The organism is Hymenobacter terrigena, from assembly GCF_054776515.1.
The window spans coordinates 1,044,898-1,067,181 of sequence record NZ_BAAHBU010000001.1; the positions used below are offsets into that span (position 1 = coordinate 1,044,898).

Genomic DNA, 22,284 nt, shown 5'->3' on the forward strand with positions numbered 1-22,284 from the left:
TGAGGAAGAAATCAGCTGATACCAGCTACAGCACGACACCACTCATAATAATTACAGTTACACGCCATTACCCATCTTCCTTAACTCGTTAGGCCAGCATATTATCGGCCGCGTGATGGGCCTGCCGGCGCTGGGCTGCCGTAGGTTCGGCGACGGGCACGGCCAGCACGGGTACGGGGCTGCGGCGCAGCACTTCGGCCGTCACGCTGTGATGAAACAGCTCGCCGAGGTAGCTGCGCTGGCGCGTGAGCAGCACCACCAAATCAGCCCCCACGTCCTTGATGGCGGCCAGAATGCCATCGGCGGGGCGGTCGTACTGGTAGCCGCGCGGCTCCACGTCGGGCAGGCCCGTGGTCAGGCCGCTCAGCTCCACGGCGTGCTTGGCCCGGGCGCAGTTCTCGTCGTCTTCGATACCCGACACGTGCACGATAGTGACGTGCGGTGCCAGCTGGTGCAGCAGCTGCTTCACGCCCTCGAGGGCCGCAGGCAGGGCAAACGGCTCGCTGTCGGCGGCGATGAGCACGCGCCGGGGCGGCGTGGTGGCGGCCGTGCGCTGGGGCACCAGCAGCAGGGGCAGCTGCACGGCGCGCAGCAACTCCAGCAGCATCACGCTCACCTGGTCGGGGGTGGCGACTTCAGCGGCGGGCCGGCCCACCACGAACAGTGCCGGGTTGTGCCGCCGGGTGAGGGCCTGGGCCGCGGTCGGCAGCAGGTCGGTCATAAGCTCCACCGTAGCCGGGGTGTGGAGCTGCGCGGCCAGGTGGGCCAGCATGGCCCGGATGCCGGGCTCATCGGCCAGTTCCTGCCGCCGCCAGCTTTCCCCCGTGAAAATGTAGGGGTCGAAAAAGGAAATGCGGTTGGCGTGCAGCAGCAGCAGGCGGCCGCCCACGCCACCGGCCAGTTCATCGGCGTAGAGCACGGCCCGTTGCGCCTCCGGGTAAAAGCTGGTCAGGACAATGAAAGAGAGTTGCTGAGCCGTTTTCATTGTGAGATGAACTAGTGAAGCTGGATGGAAAGCTGATTTTTTGCGTGTCTGTCATCCGGAGCAATCTACCTTCATCGCAGCATGCTTCAGATGGCAGTTTTTTTCGAATGCCGAAACAGCTTCCTCATCACCAGCTATTCCCCATCAAAACGAGCCCGCGTAAGCGCCCAGCGCGCCCGGGTTGCGGGCCATGCCGGCCCCCTCGGTCAGCGAATCATCGAGGCGGTAGTCAAATTCGGTCAGGAGGCGGGGTTCCCAGTAACGCTCCGGCGCTGGATGATACGGAAAGGCGGTGCGGCCGGAAGTGGGTGAGTCAGCAATGAGTGGAGACTGAGCAATGGGTGAGAAAGCAGCTTTGGGGGTTGGCTGGGTCATAATCTTAAATTAAATTATTAGGGTTTTAAAAATTGTTTTGTACCTATATCATCATGTGCGTTATCAATAATTTATAGTCAATCCGAATTATCCGCCGTCCTCAGTGCAGCGGCCGTAAATGGTTGTTGACATCGCGGGCACCGCATTCGCGGGCATCGGCGGCGGCGCGCTGGCGCTCCAGCCACGTATCCACGGTGCCGGTGAGCGTGGCACGGCCGTTGGCCACGTGTACTTCAATTTCCTGGTCGTGCAGCAGCGCCGACCAGTAGAAATGCAGCCGGATGCGCTGCTCCAGGGCCAGGTCGGCGGCGGGGCCTTCGAGTTTGGCCGTGTCGTCGTCATCGCCGGGCTGCGCTTGCGGCGGGGCCACCCGCACGTGGTTTTCCAGTTCCACCACCCCATTGATGCCGCTGGCTACCTCCGCCGCGCGCTGCTGGTCAAAATGCGAATTGACGGTGCCGCCAATCTGCACCCGGCCGTGCTCCGCGCTCACCAGCAGGTTGCACCCGGCCAGGTAAGCATCGGCAGCCAAGGCATCTTTCACCTGATGCTGAACCACGTCATCGGCCACGGGCGTAGCGGGGTGCACCTCAAGCAGGTTGTGCATCTCTTTTACCCCCAGCACGTTGCGGGCATCCTGGCCGGCGGCGCGGCGAGCGCGCAGGTTGCTCACCGCGCCGGTCAGGGTCACGGTGCCATGTTCGACCTGCACGGTGGGCGTATCGGGATGGCAGCGTGGGTCGTAGCGCAGGGCGTCGCGCACGGCCTGGGCCACGTCTTCGTCCGCTTTCGGGGCATAGCGCTGGTGGCGCAATACTTTGTCCAGGGCCCACGGGGCCACTTGCAGCTGCGTGGCATCGATGCTGGTAGCCCCGGCCCGGTGGGCGGTGGCCAGCACGTGGTCGAGCTCGGCAGCCGTGCCCACGGTGCCGGTCAGGCGCACCGCGCCGTGGTCGGCATCCACGCTCACGAGCGGGCTTTTCACGCGCAGGTCCCAGGCCAGGCACTCCCGAATGTGGGCGGCAATGTCTTCATCTGTGGCTGCCGCCGGGCTGCCGTGCACCACCATGCGGTTGTGAATGTGGCGCACGCCGGGCACGCCGCGCAGGGCCCGCAGCACCAGCAGCTCCTCGGCCCAGGTTTGCACGCTGCCTTCCAGAATAATCTCGCCATCGTTGGCGTAGCTGCGCACGTGGTAGCGGCGCACGGCCGGGTCGTTTTGCAGGGCCCGCGTCACCCGGCGCTGAAGCTCGGCATTGGGCACATCAGGGGTCCGGATAACCAGCTCGTTTACCACGCCGCGCACGCCGCGCACGGCCTTGGCCACTTCGGCGGCCCGCTCCCGCGCCAGCAGGTTGTCGGTGAAGCCGCTCAGGACCACAATGCCTTCGTGCGTGGCCACGTCCACCAGGTGCGAAGTGACGCCTTTCTTGAGCATAAACAGCAGCTCGATGGCCGCGGTGATGTCGGCATCGGCCAAATGCTCATCCGTATGGAGGGTGGCGGGTTGGCTTTTCATGGCGAAGTGACGGAAACGATGATGAGAGGCGGGACGCGAGCTCCCGCTCCGCAGCTCCAGGCGAAGGCAAACTGCGCCGGGCCAAACGGCTTAGTAAGCCCGGGCCTGGGGTGGGGCCGTGGCACCGTGGCGCAGGCTAATTGCCAGCAGACCAAGCACCAGCAGCAGAGAGAACAACAGCGAGGGCGTAACCATAACAGCGCTATTTAAAGACCAATGAAACAGCATTAACCGGAGGGTTTCCGTGTACTGCAAGATGCAGCCAATAACGGCCTTCAACACCTGACAATAATCATATATTACTATGATTTTAATTACCCTAATTGGTTGTTCGCACCAACCGTCAGGCCACTTCGGCCACGCAATTGCAGCCCGGCTGCTTAGTTTTGCTGATTCCCCAATTTTGCCCGCTTCAGTAATGCTGCCTATGCAACCAGAAACTGCTACTCTTTCTTTTCTTAAAACCGGCCGCCGCAAGTTCTACATCGTGGCTGCCAACGGCACGGCCCTGTATGTACTGGCTTATTATTTGGTATGGGGCCTGCACCAGATGGCCAAGGTGGCAGTGTCGCACCACTTCCAGCTGCGCGGGATTTGGGACCCCAGCGGCATTCGCTACACCCTGGCCGACAACGAGTGGTGGCGCACGGCCATCATCGCGGTGTATGGCAGCGGGCCGGCGGTGTGCCTGGTGCTGGGGCTGGTGGCGTTTCGCTGGTTCTGGCGGGGCGAGCGCGCTCGCCGGGGGCACTTTAAGCTGTTGCTGCTGTGGGTGGCTTTCCACGCCTGCAACGCCGTATTCGGGGCGCTGCTGGCCGATACGTTCACCCGCTCCGGGTTCTGGTACGTGCCCGACTGGCTCCTTGGCCTCGGCAATGTAATGAACGTGATACTGGCCTTGCTGGCCGGCCTGACGCAGCTGGGCCTGGGCTATTTCGGGGCCATCGCCTTTCTGCAGGCCCACGACTCGCACACGGTGATGCGCTACGACAACCGCCAGCTCATGGTGGTGAGCACGCTCATTGTGCCCTGGGTGGCTGGCGGCATATTCATTGCCCTCACCAAAATGCCTTACCTCACCGTGCAGGAAACCCTGCACCTGGCCATGATGGGCCTGCTGGTGACCCCACTGGCCCTGGGCTGCCTCAACGAAGTATTCTCCGATACCGTGAAACGCCCCCAGGCGACGCGTGTGGCCTGGGGCTTGGTGGGCCTGGCCATTGTGGCGGCTCTGGTCTGGCGACTGGCCCTAAGCCCGCCGCTAACCTTTGGCTAAGCCTGTTGGGCAGCGAGTACCTCCCAGGATATGCGAAACCAAAACGCCCCGGCCACCCCGCCGGGGCTTTTTCGTACCTTCGCCCACGGTTTCCACCCTTACGGTCGCGGACTAAAAGTCCGCGCTACTCCTTAAATATGCACCCTGCTCCCACCGCGCCCTACAAACCGAAGAACCACGTTCGCATTGTCACCGCCGCCGCCTTGTTCGACGGTCACGATGCAGCTATTAATATCATGCGCCGCATTATTCAGAGCAGCGGCGCGGAGGTGATTCACCTCGGGCACAACCGCTCGGTGCAGGAAATCGTGGACTGTGCTATTCAGGAAGATGCCCAGGCCATTGCCATCACCAGCTACCAGGGCGGGCACAACGAGTACTTTAAGTACATGCACGACCTGCTGAAAGAGCGCGGCGCAGGCCACATCAAAATCTTCGGCGGCGGCGGCGGCGTGATTCTGCCTAGCGAGATTGAGGAGCTGATGGGCTACGGCATCACCCGCATCTACTCGCCCGACGATGGCCGCGCCATGGGCTTGCAGGGCATGATTAATAACCTGCTGGAGCAGGCTGACTTCCCGACGGGCCAGAACCTGAACGGCGAGGCGGGCCACGTCAAGGAGAAAGATGCCCGCAGCATTGGCCGCCTGATTTCGGCCGCTGAGAACTTCCCTGAAGAATTTGAACGGGTGAAAGGTGACCTGTTGGTGGCGTTTCAAACCAGCGAGAACGAACAGAATCAGCGTTTGAGCAACCGCCGCCCCGCTCCTATTCTGGGCATCACGGGCACGGGCGGCGCGGGCAAGTCGTCGCTGGTGGATGAGCTGGTGCGGCGCTTCCTGTTCGACTTCCCGGAGAAGACCATTGCCATTATCTCCGTCGACCCCAGCAAGCGCAAGACGGGCGGCGCGCTGCTCGGTGACCGGATTCGGATGAACTCCATCAACTCGCCGCGGGTGTACATGCGCAGCCTGGCCACCCGGCAGAGCAACCTGGCCCTGAGCCGCTACGTGCAGGACGCCGTGGACGTGGTGCGTGCCGCCAACTACGACCTGATTATTCTGGAGACTTCGGGCATCGGCCAGTCGGACACTGAAATCATTGAGCACTCTGACGCCAGCCTATACGTGATGACGCCCGAGTACGGGGCGGCCACGCAGCTGGAGAAAATCGACATGCTCGATTTCGCCGACGTCATTGCCCTGAATAAGTTCGACAAGCGCGGGGCGCAGGATGCGCTGCGCGACGTGCGCAAGCAGTACCAGCGCAACCACGGCCTCTGGGACACGCCCACCGACCAGATGCCGGTTTTCGGCACCATTGCCTCGCAGTTCAACGACCCGGGCATGAACCGGCTGTACCGGGCGGTGCTGAAGATGCTGGAAACCAAAACCGGCGCCACCTTCGCCTCGCACCTCGAAACCAGCGCCGAGGATTCGGAGAAGATTTACATCATCCCGCCGCACCGCACCCGCTACCTCTCCGAGATTGCCGAAACCAACCGCGCCTACGACCAGCGCGTGCGCGAGCAGGCCCAGATTGCGGAAGTGGCCGGCGCCTTTGCCAAGCTCGAAGAGCACTACCGCGACGAGAAAAAGAGCTCCGACAGCATGGTGGAGGAGTTTGCCAAAAACAAGCAAACCCAGCTCCGCCGCCTCGACGCCGACAGCCAGGCCATCCTGGAAAACTGGGAAAGCACCCTGCAAAACTACCGCAACCCGGAGTACGTGTACTCGGTGCGCGGCAAGGAAATTCGGGTGAAGACGCACACCAAGTCGCTTTCGGGCAACGACATTCCGAAGGTGGCCACGCCGCGCTACTCCGGCTGGGGCGACCGCCTGCGCTGGGCCATGCAGGAGAACTTCCCCGGCGAATTTCCTTACACGGCCGGCGTGTTCCCGTTCAAGCGCGAGGGCGAAGACCCCACCCGCATGTTTGCCGGCGAGGGCGGGCCGGAGCGCACCAACCGCCGCTTCCACTACGTGAGCATGGGCCTGCCCGCCAAGCGGTTGAGCACGGCGTTTGACTCGGTGACGCTGTACGGCGAGGACCCCGACCACCGGCCCGACATCTATGGCAAAATCGGCAACGCGGGCGTGAGCATCTGCTGCCTTGATGATGCGAAGAAGCTGTATTCGGGCTTCAACCTGGCCAACCCCAGCACCTCGGTGTCGATGACCATCAACGGCCCGGCGGCGCAGCTGGCGGCGTTTTTCATGAACGCGGCCATCGACCAGCAGTGCGAGCTCTACATCAAGGAGCAGGGCCTGGAAGCGGAGGTCGACGCCAAAATCGACCACATTTACGCGGAGAAAAACCTCTCCCGCCCCCGCTACCAGGGCGAGCTGCCGGCCGGCAATGACGGCCTCGGCCTAATGCTGCTCGGCGTGACCGGCGACCAGGTGCTGCCCGCCGACGTGTACGCCGACATCAAGGCGCGCACCCTGACGCAGGTGCGCGGCACCGTGCAGGCCGACATCCTGAAGGAAGACCAGGCCCAGAACACCTGCATTTTCAGCACCGAGTTTGCGCTGCGCCTGATGGGCGACGTGCAGGAATACTTCATCCAGCAGAAGGTGCGGAATTTCTATTCCGTGTCCATTTCCGGCTACCACATTGCCGAGGCCGGCGCCAACCCCATCACCCAGCTGGCCCTCACGCTCTCCAACGGCTTCACGTTTGTGGAGTACTACGTGAGCCGCGGCATGAGCGTGAACGACTTCGCGCCGAACCTGAGCTTCTTCTTCTCCAACGGCATCGACCCCGAGTACGCCGTGATTGGGCGGGTGGCGCGCCGCATCTGGGCCAAGGCCATGAAGCTGAAGTACGGCGCCGACGCCCGCAGCCAGATGCTGAAGTACCACATCCAGACCTCGGGCCGCAGCCTGCACGCCCAGGAAATCGACTTCAACGACATCCGCACCACGCTGCAGGCGCTGTACGCCATCTACGACAACTGCAACAGCTTGCACACCAACGCCTACGACGAGGCCATCACCACGCCCACCGAGGAATCGGTGCGCCGGGCCATGGCCATTCAGCTCATCATCAACCGGGAGCTGGGCCTGGCCAAGAACGAAAACCCGCTGCAAGGCTCCTTCATCATCGAGGAGCTCACCGACCTGGTGGAAGAGGCCGTGCTGGCCGAATTTGACCGCATCACGGAGCGCGGCGGCGTGCTCGGGGCCATGGAAACCATGTACCAGCGCGGCAAAATCCAGGAGGAAAGCATGCACTACGAGATGCTGAAGCACACCGGCGAGTACCCCATCATCGGCGTGAACACCTTCCTCTCGTCGAAGGGCTCGCCCACGGTGGTGCCGGCCGAGGTCATCCGCGCCACGGAGGAGGAAAAGCAGTACCAAATCGAGATGCTCAACATCCTGCACACCCGCAACGCCGACCAGACCGAGGCCCGCCTCAAGCGCCTGCAGCAAGTGGCCGTGGCCAACGGCAACCTCTTCGCCGAACTCATGGAAACGGTGAAGTTCTGCTCGCTCGGCCAGATTACGAACGCGCTGTTTGAGGTCGGCGGCCAGTACCGGCGGAATATGTAATTCTTTAGCTTTGTGCTGATAAAAACGGGCGCTACCTTGCTGAGGTAGCGCCCATTTTTGTTAAATCATTTTTTAGCAACAAATAGACTTCATTCGTAATGAATGCCCAATTGAATAACCGCTTGAAAGTAATTTCTATTGTTGTTGCTGTTACCTCAATTGCAGCAGCAATTAGTACTATGCTAAACATAGCCACTTTAATAATACCAACGTGGTTTTTGGTACTACTTTACTTTCCTATTCTATTATTAATATCCTTTTTATTAGCCAAGGTTTTCAAGTGGGCAACCAAGGGCAAACTTGACACTGTAACTTATACAGCTTCGTTCATATCAATACTATCTCTGTGGTTTTTCATCAGTCAGTACAAGCCTTCATATACGATAACCGTCCCTACAGGCTTTAATGGAACTGTGCATCTGTTTCTATCAAAAGCAGATGTGAATGAGCTTAATGTCAATAATTTTGGAATAGGATATATAAAGAGTGAGCTTTATTATAAAGGGTTCAAACCACATGTACTGCAAAATGGCATGGACATTACTAACAAAATAACTGACTTCGCAACTGGGTCCATGAGTTCTGCAGATATTCATGGAAAAAGCTTAGGACCTTATAGCTTTTTGAGTTTTAAAACTCCTGGAGCCGTTGAAGACACTCTTAATTTGGGGCCGGAAGAATTAATTAAGGTGCACGCTTTGGATACTTTGAAAGCATTATAAGAATTATTTCAAACCAGGCGTTACCCGTACTGCACCGTTACTCACACAACCTCAGATTCATTAGTAGTTTTAATCGACGCAGGGGGGGCGGGCACGCCTAGAGTTTCTGCAACAGCTTCCCCAGCCCCTTCAGCCACGCAAGAGGCGGCGGGGGCGCTAGGGGCGTGCATATGGCAATTGTATCAGTATCGGGTATAATCGTATCAAGGGGCGCGGTTCAAGCACCTGTAGCAAGTGGCCGTGGCCAACGGCAACCTCTTCGCCGAACTGATGGGAACAGTGAAATTCTGCTCTCTCGGCCAGATTACGAACGCGCTGTTTGAGGTCGGTGGCCAGTACCGGCGGGATATGTAGGGGGTTGTTGAAAGGGTGCTTCTACTTACATTCGTTTTGTAATTGCATTCCTTTTTACTAAATCAAAAGTTAATGTTTTCATCTTTCCGCGGTATTCAACTTGTTGCACTAATTGTTCTTTCAAGTTGCAAGGCCTTCGACCCCAAGCTCCTAAATCCTACCTCCGTTACCATAACCCCAAAGCTCCCTGCAATGGAGAATAGGGTCCAAAGCGAAGTCACCGTGGTAGTTGCTCCTGGAGGAAGTGCAGTCGCAGGAGGTTCTAGAGATTTAGCGACTCTATTTGAACGAGAAGTCAGAGAGGTAATGACGGACCCATACGGAGAGAAACGCGGATTTTTAGAACTTAAGGTTACAACTACAAAAACGAAAATGGGCCTTGGCTGGGCTATGGCATCAGGTTTTCTGATTTGTGTACCAAATCTATTCGGCATGCCTATATCCACACCTCAAATTGCGGTGACTACACAACTTGATGTTTTGGATAATCAACATCGCCTCTTATCAACATATCGAGCGGATGGCGAAGCTAAAGGCAGAACCGGTCTCTACAGTTCGACCAGCTATGCTGACCCTGGCCGAGTTTTATACGTGCAGGCTGTGCGGCAGTGTTTGGAACAGATTAAAACTAAGATGCAGCCTGATATTGCAAGGTTACAGACCCAACTGAAGTAGTTTTAAACGTTCCAAACATTCCCCATTACGCACGACACCCTGCCTTCCCAACCTCGGGAAGGCAGGGTGTCGTGCGTAATGGGGTTCCGCCTACTCCGGCCAATTAAGAGCGGCGTGACACGGCCCGTTTCGATAGCAGCTTCTCCCGCCTCTTCAGCCACTCAAGAGGCTGCGGGGAAGCGGGGGCAGTACTTTCCACTTTTCCGAAGCCCGTGGCAGCCCCACGGGCTTCGTTCGTTTCGGGCGGCATCCGGAGTGCCCCCGTGAGCCCGGTGCTCCTTATCGCACAGGCATCGGCTTGAATCACGCGGACCTCGCCGGCGACCATGACTCGCCTCGAATTCTCTATATTTGATTCTACCTGAATAGCGGCTTCACTCCCCCCTTCTCCCCAACCTGCTATGAGCACAACAATTACACAAGCGCCGGTGGCAGAGATGTCGCCCCGGCGCAAAGCGAAGACTGGGGGGGTATTTTATCTGCTCACCATCCTGACGGGCATCGTGGCCCAAGGGTTTATCAGCGGCCGGCTGGTGGTTGCGGACGATGCGGCGGTGACCGTCCATAATATTCTGGCCCACGAGACGCTGTACCGCGCTGGTTTCGCGGTTTACCTGGTTGAGATGGCCTGCCAGATTACGATGACGGTTATCTTTTACGACTTGCTGAAGCCCGTGAACCGCAGCCTGTCGCTGCTGGCGGCGGTATTCAGCCTAGTGGGCTGCACCATTAAGACGCTGGCCCGGCTCTTTTATTTCGCCCCGCTCCTGCTGCTGAGTAGTCAGCACGCCCTGCAGGGCTTCGGCCCGCAGCAGTTGCCGGCGCTGTCGCTGCTCCTGCTGAAGCTAAACGACTATGGGGCCGCTATCGCGCTGATTTTCTTCGGCATTCACGCCTTGCTCAAGGGCTACCTCATCATAAAGTCCTGGTTTCTCCCTTCCTGGCTGGGCACGGTGTCGGTGCTGGGCGGGGCTGGGTGGCTGCTGTTTCTGTGGCCTCCGCTGGGGTATCAGCTGTTTCCAATCATTGCCATCCTGGGGCTGATAGGGTCCCTGGCCAACATCGGGTGGCTGCTGGTCGTTGGGGTGGATGAACAACGCTGGAAGGAACAGGCCCGGGCGGCGCAAGCGTCTATCTGGCGCTGAGCGGGCGGCCATGTTTACCCCCAAAGCCCTGCCTTCCCAACTTCGGGAGGGCAGGGCTTTGGTATAATAAAGGGGTACCGCGCACGCAGGCCTGCCCGCGCCGGGTTGAACGCCTACTTTTGAAGGAAAATCATTCGTTCCCGGCCTCAGCCCACGCTTTTCCTTCCCTATTCTATGCTCGGCTACCGCAACCTCGACGACATTTTAACCATCGAGCAAACGCCGCTGGCCGCCCAGCCCGTGCCCGCCAATACCCTGGCCCTGCTGGAGCGCGGCCGCGACCGCAACTCCGAGGCGCTGGCGCTGCGCTTCGTCTTCAGCGGGGAGCGGCCCACCGAGTCGGTCGATTTCACCTACGCGCAGCTGGTGCAACGCTGCTACCAAACGGCCAACATGCTGCACGAACTGGGCGTGGGCCCCACCGATGTGGTGTCGTACCTGCTGCCCAACCTGCCCGAAACGCACTTCACGCTCTGGGGCGGGCAGGCCGCCGGCATCGTCAACCCGCTGAACCCACTGCTGGAACCGGCCCAGATTGCCGAAATCCTGAACGCGGCCGGCACCAAGGTGCTGGTCACGCTGCGGGCTTTTCCGAAAACCGACATCTGGCAGAAGGTAGCGGCCGTGGCCCCGCTGGTGCCCACGCTGCGCACGGTGGTAACGGTGGATTTGCTCGATTACCTGCCCCGGATGCAACGCCTGCTGGTAGGTGCCCTGCGGCTAACTCAGCCCAAACCCAGCCTGCCGGGCATTCAGGTGGTGGATTTCGCCCAGGCCAGCCGACGCCAGCGCGGCAACCGGCTGGTGTCGGGCCGGCAGCTCGCGCCCACGGATGTGGCCTGCTACTTCCACACCGGCGGCACCACGGGCACGCCCAAAATCGCGCCCCTCACCCATTATAACATTACGAGCACCACGTTTGCTGCTTCGCAATTGCTGGGCGGCGAGGCCGCGCCCGAGCGGCTGGTGTTCTTCTGCGGGCTGCCGCTGTTCCACGTCAACGGCGTGGTGGTGACGGGCAGCGTGCCGTGGCTGCTGGGCCACACGGTGGTGCTGGGCAGCCCGGCCGGCTACCGCGGGCCGGGCATTCTCGATAATTTCTGGCAGCTGGTGGCGCACTACCGCATTTCGCTGTTCAGCGGCGTGCCCACCATTTTCAGCCGCCTGCTCACGCTGCCGGTCGAAGGGCACGACTTGAGCTCGCTGCGCTACGCCATCTGCGGGGCGGCCCCGCTGCCGGTGGAGCTGCTGCGGGCCTTCGAGCAGCGCACCAAGCTGCGGCTGGTAGAAGGCTACGGCTTCACCGAAGGCAGCTGCATTAGTGTGGTGGGGCCGCTGGCGGGCGCACCCATGCCGGGCAGCATCGGGTTGCGCTTGCCGTATCAGGACGTGCGGATTGTGATTCTCAACGAGCTGACCGGCGAGTTCCAGCGCTTCGCTGAAGCCGAGGAAAGCGGCGTGCTGGTGGTGCGGGGCAGCAATATCTTCCACGGCTACCTGCAGCCCGAGCACAACAAAGGCATTTGGGTGGACACCGGCGACGGCCAAGGCCCCTACTACAACACCGGCGACCTGGGCCGGATGGACGCGCAGGGCGGCTTCTACATCACGGGCCGCAAGAAGGAGCTCATCATCCGCGGCGGCCACAACATCGACCCCAAGGTCATCGAAGATGCCCTGATGGCCCACCCGGCCGTGGCCCTGGCGGCGGCCATCGGCAGCCCCGATGCCCACGCCGGCGAGCTGCCCGTGGCCTACGTAACCCTCACGCCCGGCCAGGAGGCTACCGAGGGCGAGCTACGCGCCTTCGCCGAGGCCAACATTCCCGAGCGTGCCGCCTGGCCCAAGCAAGTCTACACAGCGGCGGAATTGCCGCTCACGGCCATCGGCAAAATCTTCAAGCCGGCGCTGGCCAAGCAGGAAATCAGCCGGGTGTATCACCGCCACCTGGCCGTGGTGCCGGAGCTGACCGTGGGTTCTATTACCGTGCGCGACGACAAGCAGCGCGGGCTGGTGGCGGAAATTGCGGTGAGCGGCGCGGCTTCGGATGAAGCTATTGCGCAGGCCCTGCTGGGGATGGCGGTGCCGTATGACGTGCAGCGGATTGGGTAGAACGTCATGGGCAAAAAGCCGTCATGCAGAGCGCAGCGAAGCATCTTTACCGCAGTAGTAAACCAATCGATTGGATTGCGTTGAACGGTAAAGATGCTTCGCTGCCGCTCTGCATGACGGGCTGATTCATGACGGGCTGATTTTTATCGTCCCTTCACGCCAGCAGCCGGGCCTGGTGCGCGATGTTGATGAGCGCCGGCGCATTCTGCAGCGTAGCCAGCACCACTTCCTTGGCTGCCTGCTTGAGCTCGTCTTTGCTGATGTCGCGGGTTTCTTCCTGCACCAGCTCGGCCAGCGCCTGAAAGGCGTGAACCAAGGCCTCGCGGCGGGGGCGCTCGGCGTGCAGCTCGGCATATACTTCGGTGAAGTGCTGCTTGATTTTCTTGCGCCGGATGCGAAAAACGGACTCTTTGCTGACGGAGGGCTGGATGGAATCGAGCAGGGCCACCAGCGGCAGCAGCTTGGTAGCGGTGGTGGCTACTGCACCGGTAAGGCTGGGGCGACGAATCTTCTCGGCGGCTTCCGGCATATTACCCGGGACCAACGAAGTAGTGTCTGGCTCAGCAAAATCATCGAAATAAGTAGACATAGAAACCTTTCAAGTAATCGGCATCGGTTGGCGCGAAGACGAAAATAACAGGTAATCAGCCACAATCTATTCAGGCAATTTCGACCGAATACAGCGCTACCGTGCCCGCTTTGCCCCGCAGCGGAAACGCGCCCAGCGCCTGAAAACGAAATTCGGGCGGGTGCGGCAGGGCCTCGTAGAGCGAGGCCGAGAGCAGCAGGCGGCTGTGCAGGGCGTTGCACTGGGCCTCGATGCGGGCGGTGGTGTTGAGCACATCGCCGTGGAATACCAGCTCGGTTTTCACGGCCCCAACCTGGGTGGCCATCACCGGGCCGCCGTGCAGGCCGGCTTTGAAAGCGGGAACGGCCCCATAGGTGTGCAGGTAGTAGTCGCGGCGGCGGTCGATGGCGTCCTGCATGGCAAAGAAGCAGCGCACGCAGCGGGCATTCTGCAGGCCCGGCTGCCATTCCCAGGTCACGACGATTTCATCGCCCACATATTGATAAATTTCGCCCCGGTGGGCCACGATGGGCGCGCCCATGTCGAAGAAGAAGTCGCGGATGAGGTGGCTGTAGCGCTCATTGCCCAACTCCTCGGCCAGCGAGGTAGAGCCTTTCACATCGACAAACAGGAAGATGCGCTGCTCGGCCACCGGGTGGTGGTAGCGGCCCAGAAACAGGCGCAGCAGCGCGGGCCGGCCTATTTTATTGCTGAGCTGATAGAACAGGGACGTGAACAAGCTCAGAATGCCGTAGCCCGTAAGCAGCCGCACGAAAGCCGTGCCCTCGGGCCGAATGGCCAGGCTGTGCCAGCTTTGGAAGCCTTCGGTATCGAGCGCGGCCAGCAAGCTGCTATTGGCGGCGTTGCCGAAGATGCGGCGGATGAGGAAGAGCATCAGCCAGAAGCCAGCCAGGTAAAGCAGCATGCCCAGGCCCAGGCGCGCCACCAGCCGCACCCGCGCGAAGAGCTGCGGGTACACGTACACTTCCAACCCGGCCACCAGCAGGCCCACCGGGCCGCCCACTTCCAGCGCCAGCCGCACATCGAGGGCAGAAAGTGTGCCGCGCACCAGCAGCACCAGCAGCAGCGTACCCAGCACAAAAAACAGCGTGAGCGCCAGCACCGAATGCCAGTAGAACCGTTGCAGGGGCCGTCGCCAGGGGGAAGAACTGGAATTCATAGAGCGCGAATTACGCAGGATGAGCAGTAGAATTGGTACGGGCAGCAACGTGCAGCCGGAAAACCTCACCCCCGGCCCCACTCCCGCGGCGAGAAGCCGGGGGTGAGGAGAACACCGTGGGGAGACTTTTTCAAACATCCCGGCCCGCCAGCCGTCTTCTCATTATCTAACCCCCTTAATCCTGCTCATGCCCACCATCACCATTGCCCCAAACTCCGCCCAACCGCTCACCGTCAACCGCCTCGGCTACGGCACCATGCGCCTCACCGGCCCCGACATCTGGGGCGAGCCCGCCGACCGGCCTCAGGCGCTGGCCATCCTGAAAAAAGCCATTGACTCAGGCGTGAATTTCCTCGACACGGCCGACTACTACGGCGAGGACATCACCAACCGCCTCATCGCCGAGGCCCTGCACCCCTACCCGGCCGACCTGATTATCTGCACCAAAGTGGGCGCCACCCGCAAGCCCGATAAAAGCTGGGTGGCTTTTAACACGCCCGAAAACCTGCGCACCGCCATCGACAACAACCTGCGCACCCTGAAACGGGAGCAGATTCAGCTGGTGCACCTGCGGCTGATGGGCCACGGCGCGGTGCCGCTCGATGAACAGCTCGGGGCCATGTTCGAGATGCAGAAGGAAGGTAAAATCCTGCACGTGGGCCTGAGCAACGTGAACCGCGCGGAGCTGGAAGCCGGCCTGAAACTGGGCGAAATTGCCACCGTCGAAAACATGTACGGCTATGCCCAGCGCACTTCCCTGAGCGCCCCCTACGGCGAAACCCGGGGCGGCGAGGAAGTGCTGCCTGTGTGCGAGCAGCACGGCATCCCGCTCATTCCCTTTTTCTCGCTGGTGCACGGCTTGCCCAACGCCGGCAACAAGCTGGCTGAAATTGCCCGCAAGCACAACGCCACGGAAGCCCAGCTCAACATTGCCTGGCTGCTGCACAAGTCGCCCTGGATTCTGCCCATTCCCGGCACGTCGTCGCTGGCGCATTTCGAGGAAAACCTCAAGGCGGCCGATATCAAGCTGAGTGCGGAGGACATGGCCTATCTGGGCTAATTTGCAGCCTATGAGGGTTACTAATTTTCTCCTGCTGGTGCCGGCGTTATTAGCGGCGGGCCGTTTTTCGGCAGCGGCCCAGGGCGCCAACTCGTGGAATAACAAGGCCTGCGCCGTGGTGCTGACCTATGATGATGCCATCGACGTGGACCTCGACAACGTGGTACCGGCGCTGGACTCGGCCAAATTTCGAGGTACGTTTTACCTCATCGGCTCCTCGCCGGTGGTCATGCGGCGGCTTGGGGAGTGGCGCCAGGCCGCCCAGCGCGGGCACGAGTTGGGCAACCACGCCCTGTTTCACCCCTGCGATGGCAGCCTGCCGGGCCGCGGCTTCGTGAAGCCCGACCACGACCTGCACACCTACACCGTGGCCCGCGCCGTGGATGAAATCCGGGCCAACAACACCCTGCTGGCGGCCATCGATGGCAAAGCCATCCGCACTTTCGCTTACCCCTGCGGCGACCGGCTGATTGGGGGCGTCGCGTTCTACGACCAGCTCCGCACCGATTTCGGCGCGGCGCGGGGCGTAGCCCCCGGCCTGCAAACCGCCGCGCAGGTGAACCTCGACAACGTGAACTGCTACTCCATCAACGGGCAGTCGGGCCAGTACATGATTGATTTGGTGAAGCAGGCCCGGCAGTCGCACACGCTGCTGGTGTTTCTATTTCACGGCGTGGGCGGCGGGCACCCGCTAAACGTGGGCCTGGCCGCGCACCGCCAGTTGCTGCGCTACCTCAAGGCGAATGAAAATGACATCTGGATAGCGCCAATGGTGGAAGTAGCCCAGAAAATAAAGACCGAGCAGCAAGCCCCCTCCGGCAGTAAGTAACATTGTCATCATCTCTATTAAAAGGCTGCCAGAATGTATTCCGGCAGCCTTTTTGTATTGCCGGTGTCCATCACTCGTCCGACAAAATTCCTGGTCTATTTATTTTTGACGACATGAAACGCCGCTTTTGGTATGGCCTTGGGGCGCTGCTGCTGGCCGCCCCGGCGCCCGCCCAATCCCTGACCGGTATATGGCAGGGAGTCGAATCTGAAACCTCGAAGCCCAATGCCTACTGGCCGGCCGTGCTGCGCCTCCAGAAAAGCAAGGGCACCGACGTGTTCGGCGTGCTGTACCAGGAAGTGGGCGGCAACCCCGGCATTTCGGTCACCTTCCAGATGCAGGGCGGCCGCTCCGGCACCGGCCTGCGCCTCGAACACATGAGCAAGCTGAACGAAACCGGCCGCACCCCCAACAGCTACTGGTGCGACGGCTCCATCACCTTCACCTACGACCCCGCCCTGGAAAAACTCACCGGCCACGCTACTTACCGCCCCGTGGGCGACTGCAGCGTGGGCACGTTCACCTTCTACCGCGTCAAGCTGAAATCGCCGGCCACCGTGCCGGCCGGCACCGAAAGCACCATCCGCGTGTCGGGCCGCAACGTGCTCTGGTACGCCGATGCCGAATTGCAGCAGCCCCTGGCCGCCGGCAACACCTACCGCACCAAGCTCAGCAAAACCACCACCTTCTACCTCAAGCAGGCTTATTACCCCACCGACCAAAGCCCGGTGGTGCCCATCACCATTCAGGTGAGCGGGGCCAAACCGGCCCCGGCCCCCACGCCCCCGCCACCACCCGCGCCCCCGACCGACTCCATAGCTAAAGCCCCGGCCACGGCCGCACCAGCGCCCATTTTGCCCGCCGCGCCGGCCCCGGTGGTGCTCCCCACGGTGCTCTTCCAGTTGGGCACCCCCGAGCTGATGCCCACCGCTGCTCCCGCCCTCGACCAGCTGGCCACCGAGCTCAAAGCCCGCCCGACCATGCGCCTGCGCATTGCCGGCTACACTGATAAAATCGGCGAACCCGACAAAAATCAGCTCCTCTCTGAGCAGCGCGCCGATGCTGTGAAGAATTATCTGGTAAAAGCCGGCATCGCGCCCGAGCGCCTCAGCACCATCGGCTACGGCGACTCACGCCCGCTCCATCCCTCGCCCGATGCCCGCAACCGGCGCGTGGAAGTGGAGGAAATAAAATAACTTCCTCCGTAGCGTGGACTCTGCGAGTCCGCGCCTGATAACATAATCCGCCACCCAGGCGCGGACTCGCAGAGTCAACGCCACTTCCTCAACCATGTCCCATCGCCACTTTCTCATTCATAAGCCCTACGGCTACCTCAGCCAGTTTGTGGGCGAAGCCAAGAAGAAAAAGCTGGGCGAATTCCACGATTTTCCGGAAGGCATCATGGCCATCGGCCGGCTCGATGAGGACAGCGAAGGCCTGCTCCTGCTCACCACCGACGGCCAGATGAGCGAGTACGTGCGCAGCAAAAAGGTCGAAAAGGAATACTACGCCCAGGTCGATGGCCGGATGACCGACGCGGCCCTGGCCCAAATGCAAACCGGGGTTGAAATCGGCATCCACGGCGAGAAATTCCTGACCAGTCCCTGCGTCGCCCGCCGCCTCGACCCCGCCCCGGCCTTCGCCCCGCGCACCCGCAAAATCCGCGACGACCGACACGGCCCCACCTCCTGGGTCAGCATCACCCTTACCGAAGGCAAATTCCGCCAGATTCGCAAGATGACGGCCGCCGTGGGCTTCCCCACGCTGCGGCTGTTTCGGGTGCGGGTGGGCGATATCTGGCTTGGTGACCTGGCTCCGGGCGCGGTAGTGGAAGTGCCGGAATTCGGTTTGTAAAATTCCCCAGCGTGGATTAGTCCATTATTAAATCATTATTTTATGCTGCATGCATAACATTTACCTCCGCTTGTCGTATCTTTGCCCCAGCATTTGACACTAGCCTTATGCCTTGTTGATATGAAAAAAACCACTGCTTTCTCGTTTTCCTCGCTGCTGCTCCTGGGCGGCGTGACCTACCTGGCTGCCAAACTGGCCGACCTGGACCTGACGTTCTTCTTCCACGGCGACGACGACCAGCACTACTACTGCTAAGCCTTATTATATCGTTACGCAGCATTCTAACCGCGTTATTACTGAAAAAGCCCGGCCCATTTGCCGGGCTTTTTTGTTAGCACATCGGCCAATGCGGCGGGGCCGGGCGGTTCGGCGCGGCTTTTGGAACCTTGCTTCGGCAACGGCGTAACCCGTTCAACACTTTTTTCACCGGCTGCCGGTGGTGGCCCTTGCGGCTGCGGCCGCGGCAGCTTCACCATTCCCCCTCCTGGTTTTATGAACCTCGATTCCCACCAAGCTCAGGTGAGCTACATCATTGGCCGCGACCTGGCCCGCAATTTCGCCCAGCAGGGCCTCGAACTGGACGTTGATACCCTGGCCGGCGCCCTGAAAGAAGGCCTGCAGGGCCTCCCCAGCCGCCTCACCCAGGAGCAGATGCAGGCCGCCATGCAGCAATTGCAGGAGCAAATGGGCGGTGCCGACGAAGACGATAACCAAGACCCCGAATCCATGAAGAACAACAAAGCCGAAGGCGAAGCCTTCCTCGCCGAAAACGCCAAGAAGCCCGGCGTCACCACCCTGCCCAGCGGCCTCCAGTACGAGGTAATCACGCAGGGCACGGGCCCCAAGCCCACCCTGAAATCGTCGGTAACCACGCACTACCACGGCACCCTGATTAACGGCACTGTGTTCGACAGCAGCTACCAGCGCGGCCAGCCCGCCACCTTCCCCGTGAATGGCGTGATTGCCGGCTGGACCGAAGCCCTGCAGCTGATGAACGAAGGCTCGAAGTACCGCCTCTACATCCCCTCCGACCTGGCCTACGGCAAGCGTGGCGCCGGCCGCGACATCCCCGGCGACACCGCGTTGATTTTCGACGTAGAGCTGCTGAAAGTGAACAACTGAGCGAGCGTAGCGGCGGGGCCTGTTCCCGCCGCTACCCGCACGGCGGCCCCTACCTGGAGCCGCCCCACCAGCACCATTCCGGCTGTTTCCAAGACCATGAATCCCTTCGAAGCTCAGCCTCCCGCTGACCAGCCCAACGTGGCCCCGGAACAACCTTCCGGGGCCTCTTTGCTGACTACGCCCGGAGCGGAAGCGACTCCCGCACCAACTGCCCCCCACTACCAGCCCGCCCCGCCCCGCGAGCCGCTGTCGGAGCTGCCACCCCTGCCCGAGGAACGGTCCGCCGACGGTCGCGTAATTCTCACGGATAGCAGCGTGACGGTGCGGGGCCGGCAATTCTCGCTGCGCGAGTTGGAGCGAGCCGACATTACTCCCGTGAAGTGGCTACTGTGGTATTTGCTGGGCGGCCTAGGCCTGGCTTTTGTAATGATTGCCTTCCTGCAGAACCAGCTGCGCACCGGCCCGGCCATGCTGGGCATGGTGGCCACGGCCTTGCTGCTGGCCTACGGGCACCGCGGCACCAACCGCCTGCGCCTGCACCGCCTGGGCCGCGAGGTCGTCAACTTCGCCCTGCCCGGCGACACCGCGCCCTGGCAGCGCCTCACCGCCGAGCTGAACCGCCGAATTTTCCGCGTGCACGACTACGATGCCCGCCAGGCCGCCGCCCTCCTTGCCGCTGCCGACGAAGCCACGCGCCAGGCCGCGCAAGCCGCTGCCGAGGCCCAGGCCGCCGCTGATAATGAGGCGGCTGCAAATAATAATCCCTTAGATATCAGCTAATACGACTTTTCCGGCAGGAAACCGTAAGGACATTCCAGCAGCCGGGCTGCTACCTTCGCGCCCCGTAATTCACCCGTAGCACCCAAAACCTGCCGATTATCGCTTTCAACTTACCGTATGGACTCTAAACATTCGCATACCGCTATATCCGGAGCGGGACTGCTCATTGCCCTCGGCATTATTTATGGCGACATCGGCACCTCGCCGCTCTACGTGATGTCGTCCATCCTTAAGGGGGCCACGGTGCCGGACATGATTGATGCCCACTTGGTCCTCGGTGGCATCTCCTGCGTGATTTGGACCCTCACCCTGCAAACCACCGTCAAGTACGTGCTGCTCACGCTGAACGCGGACAACAATGGCGAAGGCGGCATTTTCTCGCTTTATGCCTTGGTGCGGCGGCGCGGGGCCTGGCTTTCGGCGGTGGCCATCATCGGCGGGGCCTCGCTCCTAGCCGATGGTGTGATTACGCCGCCCATCTCGGTATCATCAGCCATTGAAGGACTGAAAGCCGTGTACCCGGCCCTGACGCAGGACATTATTGTGTTCATCGTCATCGGCATTATCGCGGGCCTTTTCCTACTACAAAGTTTTGGTACTCAGATTGTGGGCAAAGCCTTTGGGCCGATAATGTTCCTCTGGTTTACGATGCTGGGCGTGCTGGGCACGAGCTGGGTAATTCAGAATTCCGTTATCCTGAAGGCCTTCAACCCCTACTACGCCTATGATTTGCTGGTGCACTACCCCAGCGGGTTCTGGCTGCTGGGTTCGGTGTTCCTGTGTACCACCGGGGCCGAGGCCCTGTATTCGGACCTGGGCCACTGCGGCAAGGGCAACATCCGCATCAGCTGGACGTTTGTAAAAACTACGCTGCTGCTCAATTACTTGGGCCAGGGCGCGTGGCTGCTGGGCCACCTAGGCGAGAAGCTCGACGGCCGCAATCCCTTCTATGAGCTAATGCCGTCGTGGTTCCTGCTTATCGGTATTGGCATTGCCACCATCGCGGCCATCATTGCCTCGCAGGCCCTCATCACGGGCTCGTTCACGCTGGTGGCCGAGGCTATCCGCCTGAATATGTGGCCCAAAGTGAAGCTTAACTACCCTACCGACGTGAAGGGCCAACTCTTCGTGCCCAGCATGAACCGGCTGCTGCTGCTGGGCTGCATCGGGGTGGTGTGGTACTTCAAAAAGTCGGAAAATATGGAAGCCGCCTACGGCCTGGCCATCACCCTGACCATGTTGATGACTACCATTCTGCTCACCATGTGGTTGAAGATGAAGAGGGTGGCCCTGCCGTTGGTCATCGTCTTCGCCTCGCTCTACGGGGTTATCGAGGGTGCGTTTCTGATTGCCAACATGCGTAAGTTTCCGCACGGTGGCTGGGTGTCGCTGGCCATTGGCGGCACGCTTATGTCCGTAATGTACGTGTGGCTCAAGGCTTTCTACATCAAGCGCCGCCTCACGGAATTTGTGCGGCTGGAGCCTTACGTGGACGCCCTCAAGCAGCTCAGCGACGACGATTCCATCCCGAAATACTCGACCCACCTCGTGTTCCTCACGTCGGCTGAGCGCAGCACCGAAATCGAACAGAAAATCATCTACTCCATCTTCCAGAAGCGGCCCAAACGCGCGGATATCTACTGGTTTATCCACGTCGATACCACCGACGAGCCATACACGATGGAGTATAAGGTGACCGAAGTAGCTAAGGACGACGTGTTTCGCATCAATTTCCGGCTGGGCTTCCGGGTGCAGCAGCGCATCAACCTGTACTTCCGCAAGGTGATTGAGGACCTGGTGCGCAACAAGGAAGTGGACATCACCTCGCGCTACGAGTCGCTGAGCAAGCAGCACGTCACTGGCGATTTCCGCTTCGTGGTGCTGGAGAAATTCCTGAGCATTGAGAACGACTTCCCGACCGTTGAGAAGCTGGTGATGCAGGCCTACTTCTACATCCGCCAGTTCATTGCTTCTGAGGACCAATATTTTGGACTGGATACGTCTTCGGTGAAAGTGGAAAAAGTACCGCTCGTGATTGCGCCGGTGCGCGAAGTGGCGCTGAAGCGGATTAAGTAATTAATCCTTGGATTCATTAAAAAAGCCCTGTGCATGCACAGGGCTTTTTTAATGTTCGGTAATTTCCAGCAAGCTAACAATCAACAACTAACGCC

19 protein-coding genes and 1 pseudogene are annotated in these 22,284 nt (G+C 60.6%); 15 read left to right on the forward strand and 5 right to left on the reverse strand.

Translation table 11 applies throughout. The features are described 5' to 3' along the window. Nucleotides 1-88: 88 nt before the first annotated feature. The 3 genes from ACYU7Q_RS04175 to ACYU7Q_RS04185 form a co-directional block, all read right to left on the reverse strand. Nucleotides 89-985 carry a universal stress protein gene (locus ACYU7Q_RS04175; RefSeq protein ID WP_460608175.1) on the reverse strand — a complete coding sequence of 299 codons (897 nt, stop codon included), beginning with the start codon at nt 983-985 and terminating at the stop codon, nt 89-91. A 144-nt stretch (nt 986-1,129) separates the two neighbouring features. Then, nucleotides 1,130-1,360, reverse strand: a complete 231-nt coding sequence (locus ACYU7Q_RS04180) for a hypothetical protein (protein ID WP_460608176.1) — start codon at nt 1,358-1,360, stop codon at nt 1,130-1,132. 100 nt (nt 1,361-1,460) lie between these two features. Further along, nucleotides 1,461-2,879 (reverse strand): BON domain-containing protein, encoded by a 1,419-nt coding sequence (locus ACYU7Q_RS04185; RefSeq protein ID WP_460608177.1) that lies wholly within the window; start codon nt 2,877-2,879, stop codon nt 1,461-1,463. Nucleotides 2,880-3,306: 427 nt separating this feature from the next. Between ACYU7Q_RS04185 and ACYU7Q_RS04190 the strand changes: the two genes are divergently transcribed. From ACYU7Q_RS04190 to ACYU7Q_RS04220, 7 genes and pseudogenes are all read left to right on the forward strand, one after another. Continuing rightward, a complete protein-coding gene (locus tag ACYU7Q_RS04190) occupies nt 3,307-4,155 on the forward strand; it encodes a hypothetical protein (RefSeq protein WP_460608178.1) in 849 nt (282 codons plus the stop codon). Nucleotides 4,156-4,292: 137 nt separating this feature from the next. After that, nucleotides 4,293-7,712, forward strand: a complete 3,420-nt coding sequence (locus tag ACYU7Q_RS04195; RefSeq protein WP_460608179.1) for a methylmalonyl-CoA mutase family protein — start codon at nt 4,293-4,295, stop codon at nt 7,710-7,712. 98 nt (nt 7,713-7,810) lie between these two features. Further along, complete coding sequence (locus ACYU7Q_RS04200) at nt 7,811-8,434, forward strand: hypothetical protein (protein WP_460608180.1); 624 nt, start codon at nt 7,811-7,813, stop codon at nt 8,432-8,434. A gap of 231 nt (nt 8,435-8,665) precedes the next feature. Continuing rightward, nucleotides 8,666-8,788: pseudogene (locus ACYU7Q_RS04205) on the forward strand (methylmalonyl-CoA mutase family protein); the annotation flags it as partial. Nucleotides 8,789-8,860: 72 nt separating this feature from the next. After that, nucleotides 8,861-9,463 carry a hypothetical protein gene (locus tag ACYU7Q_RS04210; protein ID WP_460608181.1) on the forward strand — a complete coding sequence of 201 codons (603 nt, stop codon included), beginning with the start codon at nt 8,861-8,863 and terminating at the stop codon, nt 9,461-9,463. Between the two features lie 401 nt (nt 9,464-9,864). Continuing rightward, the gene (locus ACYU7Q_RS04215) at nt 9,865-10,608 is read left to right on the forward strand and encodes a DUF4386 domain-containing protein (protein ID WP_460608182.1); all 744 of its coding nucleotides are present in this window, start codon (nt 9,865-9,867) and stop codon (nt 10,606-10,608) included. A 174-nt stretch (nt 10,609-10,782) separates the two neighbouring features. Continuing rightward, nucleotides 10,783-12,720, forward strand: a complete 1,938-nt coding sequence (locus tag ACYU7Q_RS04220) for an acyl-CoA synthetase (RefSeq protein ID WP_460608183.1) — start codon at nt 10,783-10,785, stop codon at nt 12,718-12,720. Between the two features lie 154 nt (nt 12,721-12,874). Here the strand turns inward: ACYU7Q_RS04220 and ACYU7Q_RS04225 are convergent, their stop codons facing one another. Further along, a complete protein-coding gene (locus ACYU7Q_RS04225; protein ID WP_460608184.1) occupies nt 12,875-13,309 on the reverse strand; it encodes a hypothetical protein in 435 nt (144 codons plus the stop codon). A 70-nt stretch (nt 13,310-13,379) separates the two neighbouring features. Next, nucleotides 13,380-14,468: an adenylate/guanylate cyclase domain-containing protein gene (locus ACYU7Q_RS04230; RefSeq protein WP_460608185.1), complete on the reverse strand. Its 1,089-nt coding sequence runs from the start codon at nt 14,466-14,468 to the stop codon at nt 13,380-13,382. A gap of 187 nt (nt 14,469-14,655) precedes the next feature. Here ACYU7Q_RS04230 and ACYU7Q_RS04235 point away from each other — a divergent pair, with 187 nt between their 5' ends. From ACYU7Q_RS04235 to ACYU7Q_RS04270, 8 genes are all read left to right on the forward strand, one after another. Continuing rightward, complete coding sequence (locus ACYU7Q_RS04235) at nt 14,656-15,528, forward strand: aldo/keto reductase (RefSeq protein WP_460608186.1); 873 nt, start codon at nt 14,656-14,658, stop codon at nt 15,526-15,528. Nucleotides 15,529-15,538: 10 nt separating this feature from the next. Continuing rightward, a complete protein-coding gene (locus ACYU7Q_RS04240) occupies nt 15,539-16,357 on the forward strand; it encodes a polysaccharide deacetylase family protein (protein WP_460608187.1) in 819 nt (272 codons plus the stop codon). Between the two features lie 113 nt (nt 16,358-16,470). Continuing rightward, entirely contained in the window at nt 16,471-17,553 is a 1,083-nt protein-coding gene (locus ACYU7Q_RS04245) for an OmpA family protein (RefSeq protein ID WP_460608188.1), read from the forward strand. Nucleotides 17,554-17,647: 94 nt separating this feature from the next. Beyond that, nucleotides 17,648-18,211, forward strand: coding sequence for a pseudouridine synthase family protein (locus ACYU7Q_RS04250; RefSeq protein ID WP_460608189.1), 564 nt, complete (start codon nt 17,648-17,650; stop codon nt 18,209-18,211). A gap of 120 nt (nt 18,212-18,331) precedes the next feature. Then, complete coding sequence (locus ACYU7Q_RS04255) at nt 18,332-18,466, forward strand: hypothetical protein (protein ID WP_460608190.1); 135 nt, start codon at nt 18,332-18,334, stop codon at nt 18,464-18,466. Nucleotides 18,467-18,703: 237 nt separating this feature from the next. Further along, nucleotides 18,704-19,333: a peptidylprolyl isomerase gene (locus ACYU7Q_RS04260; protein ID WP_460608191.1), complete on the forward strand. Its 630-nt coding sequence runs from the start codon at nt 18,704-18,706 to the stop codon at nt 19,331-19,333. Nucleotides 19,334-19,429: 96 nt separating this feature from the next. Continuing rightward, nucleotides 19,430-20,113: a hypothetical protein gene (locus ACYU7Q_RS04265; protein WP_460608192.1), complete on the forward strand. Its 684-nt coding sequence runs from the start codon at nt 19,430-19,432 to the stop codon at nt 20,111-20,113. A gap of 117 nt (nt 20,114-20,230) precedes the next feature. After that, nucleotides 20,231-22,189, forward strand: a complete 1,959-nt coding sequence (locus ACYU7Q_RS04270; RefSeq protein ID WP_460608193.1) for a KUP/HAK/KT family potassium transporter — start codon at nt 20,231-20,233, stop codon at nt 22,187-22,189. Nucleotides 22,190-22,284: the final 95 nt, after the last annotated feature.

What these genes read in the sequence shown, in the direction of transcription:
- ACYU7Q_RS04210 (WP_460608181.1), top strand. Translation starts at nt 8,861, where the DNA reads ATGTTTTCATCTTTCCGCGGTATTCAACTTGTTGCACTAATTGTTCTT.
- ACYU7Q_RS04225 (WP_460608184.1), bottom strand. Translation starts at nt 13,309, where the DNA reads ATGTCTACTTATTTCGATGATTTTGCTGAGCCAGACACTACTTCGTTG.
- ACYU7Q_RS04255 (WP_460608190.1), top strand. Translation starts at nt 18,332, where the DNA reads ATGAAAAAAACCACTGCTTTCTCGTTTTCCTCGCTGCTGCTCCTGGGC.
- ACYU7Q_RS04245 (WP_460608188.1), top strand. Translation starts at nt 16,471, where the DNA reads ATGAAACGCCGCTTTTGGTATGGCCTTGGGGCGCTGCTGCTGGCCGCC.
- ACYU7Q_RS04200 (WP_460608180.1), top strand. Translation starts at nt 7,811, where the DNA reads ATGAATGCCCAATTGAATAACCGCTTGAAAGTAATTTCTATTGTTGTT.
- ACYU7Q_RS04195 (WP_460608179.1), top strand. Translation starts at nt 4,293, where the DNA reads ATGCACCCTGCTCCCACCGCGCCCTACAAACCGAAGAACCACGTTCGC.
- ACYU7Q_RS04265 (WP_460608192.1), top strand. Translation starts at nt 19,430, where the DNA reads ATGAATCCCTTCGAAGCTCAGCCTCCCGCTGACCAGCCCAACGTGGCC.
- ACYU7Q_RS04240 (WP_460608187.1), top strand. Translation starts at nt 15,539, where the DNA reads ATGAGGGTTACTAATTTTCTCCTGCTGGTGCCGGCGTTATTAGCGGCG.
- ACYU7Q_RS04175 (WP_460608175.1), bottom strand. Translation starts at nt 985, where the DNA reads ATGAAAACGGCTCAGCAACTCTCTTTCATTGTCCTGACCAGCTTTTAC.
- ACYU7Q_RS04220 (WP_460608183.1), top strand. Translation starts at nt 10,783, where the DNA reads ATGCTCGGCTACCGCAACCTCGACGACATTTTAACCATCGAGCAAACG.
- ACYU7Q_RS04250 (WP_460608189.1), top strand. Translation starts at nt 17,648, where the DNA reads ATGTCCCATCGCCACTTTCTCATTCATAAGCCCTACGGCTACCTCAGC.
- ACYU7Q_RS04215 (WP_460608182.1), top strand. Translation starts at nt 9,865, where the DNA reads ATGAGCACAACAATTACACAAGCGCCGGTGGCAGAGATGTCGCCCCGG.
- ACYU7Q_RS04190 (WP_460608178.1), top strand. Translation starts at nt 3,307, where the DNA reads ATGCAACCAGAAACTGCTACTCTTTCTTTTCTTAAAACCGGCCGCCGC.
- ACYU7Q_RS04260 (WP_460608191.1), top strand. Translation starts at nt 18,704, where the DNA reads ATGAACCTCGATTCCCACCAAGCTCAGGTGAGCTACATCATTGGCCGC.
- ACYU7Q_RS04185 (WP_460608177.1), bottom strand. Translation starts at nt 2,879, where the DNA reads ATGAAAAGCCAACCCGCCACCCTCCATACGGATGAGCATTTGGCCGAT.
- ACYU7Q_RS04230 (WP_460608185.1), bottom strand. Translation starts at nt 14,468, where the DNA reads ATGAATTCCAGTTCTTCCCCCTGGCGACGGCCCCTGCAACGGTTCTAC.
- ACYU7Q_RS04180 (WP_460608176.1), bottom strand. Translation starts at nt 1,360, where the DNA reads ATGACCCAGCCAACCCCCAAAGCTGCTTTCTCACCCATTGCTCAGTCT.
- ACYU7Q_RS04235 (WP_460608186.1), top strand. Translation starts at nt 14,656, where the DNA reads ATGCCCACCATCACCATTGCCCCAAACTCCGCCCAACCGCTCACCGTC.
- ACYU7Q_RS04270 (WP_460608193.1), top strand. Translation starts at nt 20,231, where the DNA reads ATGGACTCTAAACATTCGCATACCGCTATATCCGGAGCGGGACTGCTC.